3 protein-coding genes are annotated in these 1,834 nt (G+C 48.1%); 2 read left to right on the plus strand and 1 reads right to left on the minus strand.

Going from position 1 to position 1,834, the window contains the following annotated elements:
* Positions 1-90: 90 nt before the first annotated feature.
* On the minus strand, positions 91-1,134 hold the full coding sequence (locus tag B7X71_RS16265; protein WP_293601498.1) for a rod shape-determining protein: 1,044 nt from the start codon (positions 1,132-1,134) through the stop codon (positions 91-93).
* A 62-nt stretch (positions 1,135-1,196) separates the two neighbouring features.
* Here B7X71_RS16265 and gatC point away from each other — a divergent pair, with 62 nt between their 5' ends.
* A complete protein-coding gene (gatC, locus tag B7X71_RS16270) occupies positions 1,197-1,490 on the plus strand; it encodes an Asp-tRNA(Asn)/Glu-tRNA(Gln) amidotransferase subunit GatC (protein ID WP_293601499.1) in 294 nt (97 codons plus the stop codon).
* The coding region (locus tag B7X71_RS16275; protein WP_293601500.1) for an amidase family protein at positions 1,487-1,834 on the plus strand (348 nt) is incomplete at its 3' end. The genes gatC and B7X71_RS16275, both read left to right, overlap by 4 nt.

Here is a 1,834-nt window from a genome sequence, read left to right on the forward strand (position 1 = left end):
GCAGACAATCAGTTTGACTAAAGCCGGAACGCCTTGTCTGAAAAGAGGAGGAGCGCTATGTTGCAATTCCCTAATCGACGCTTAGGTCAATTACTCTTGAGAGAACACGCCGCCCAACTTGTCCATGCGCTCTAAGGCGATGCCGCAACCACGTGCGACGCAAGTGAGGGGATCTTCTGCAACATGGATAGGAAGGCCAGTTTCTTCTAAGAGCAAGCGATCGAGGTCACGCAATAGTGCGCCACCACCAGTAAGCATCATGCCCCGCTCGGCAATGTCAGATGCTAGCTCAGGAGGTATTTGTTCTAAAGCTGCCTTTACTGCTGTCACGATTTGATTCAATGGGTCAGTTAAGGCTTCCAAAATCTCATTGCTAGTCACAGTGAAGCTGCGTGGGATGCCTTCAGAAAGATTGCGGCCTTTTACTTCCATCTCGCGCACTTCAGCGCCGGGAAATGCAGATCCAATTGTTTTCTTAATCAACTCGGCAGTTTGTTCGCCGATCAACATTCCGTAGTTACGGCGGATGTAATTAGTGATGGCTTCATCAAACTTATCGCCTCCAACACGAACAGAGCCTTTGTAAACCATTCCGCCCAATGACATCACGCCCACTTCCGTTGTGCCGCCACCAATGTCAACAACCATGGAGCCGGCGGCTTCGGAAACTGGTAAGCCTGCACCAATCGCAGCAGCCATTGGCTCTTCAATTAAAAATACTTGTGACGCACCTGCGCCCAAAGCCGACTCGCGAATAGCGCGACGCTCAACTTGAGTAGAGCCACACGGTACGCAAATAATGATGCGTGGGCTTGGCTTTAGAAGCTTGCTCTCATGCACCATTTTGATAAATTGCTTGAGCATTTGCTCGTTAATCGTGAAATCGGCAATAACGCCGTCTTTCATCGGGCGAATCGCCTCAATATTTCCGGGAACGCGTCCCAACATCGCTTTAGCTTCTTTTCCAACTGCCAAAATGGTTTTTTTGCCATTTGGACCGCCTTCAGTACGAATTGCTACGACCGAAGGTTCATCAAGCACAATACCCCGTTCACGCATGTAAATTAGGGTGTTGGCGGTACCTAGGTCGATGGCTAGGTCATTGGAAAAGTAGCTGCGGAAAAAACCAAACATGATGTAGTGGGAAAATAATTAAGTGTTAAAAAATATATATAGCGATGATACTCTAGAGCACCATGAAACTTGATGATGTCCAGCGCATTGCGCACCTTTCCAGCCTTGAGTTAAGTCAGGCAGAAGCCGAAGCAGTCTTGCCCCAATTACAGGCAGTTTTTGCCTTAGTTGAAGAAATGCAAGCTGTCGATACAACCGGTCTTGCCCCCTTAGCTCACCCCATCCTCTTTCTGCGTGATTTGGCGCAACCTTTGCGCAAAGATGGCGTTACTGAAACTGACCATCGTGCAGAAAATATGCAATTTGCCCCAGCCGTGCAGGATGGCTACTTCTTAGTCCCACGGGTGATCGAATGAGTTGGCACCAAACTCCCATAGCCTTAATGGCCAAAGCGTTAGCAGCTAAAGAGGTCTCTAGTACCGAGCTGACAAAGTATTTTTTAGATCGCATTGAGGCTGGAAAGCGCTTCAATGCATACCTTGATGTAAGCACTCACTTAAGCTTAGAGCAAGCATCTAAAGCAGATAAAATCATTGCCTCAGGTAAATCTGGAAAATTAACGGGTATCCCAGTTGCCCATAAAGATGTCTTTGTGACGCGCGGCTGGAAGTCCACTGCGGCATCCAAAATGCTCGAGGGTTACCTCAGTCCATTTGATGCCACCGTAGTCTCTAATCTTGGAATCCCAGATGAGTTGAAT

The sequence above is a fragment of the Polynucleobacter sp. 39-46-10 genome, from assembly GCF_002282275.1.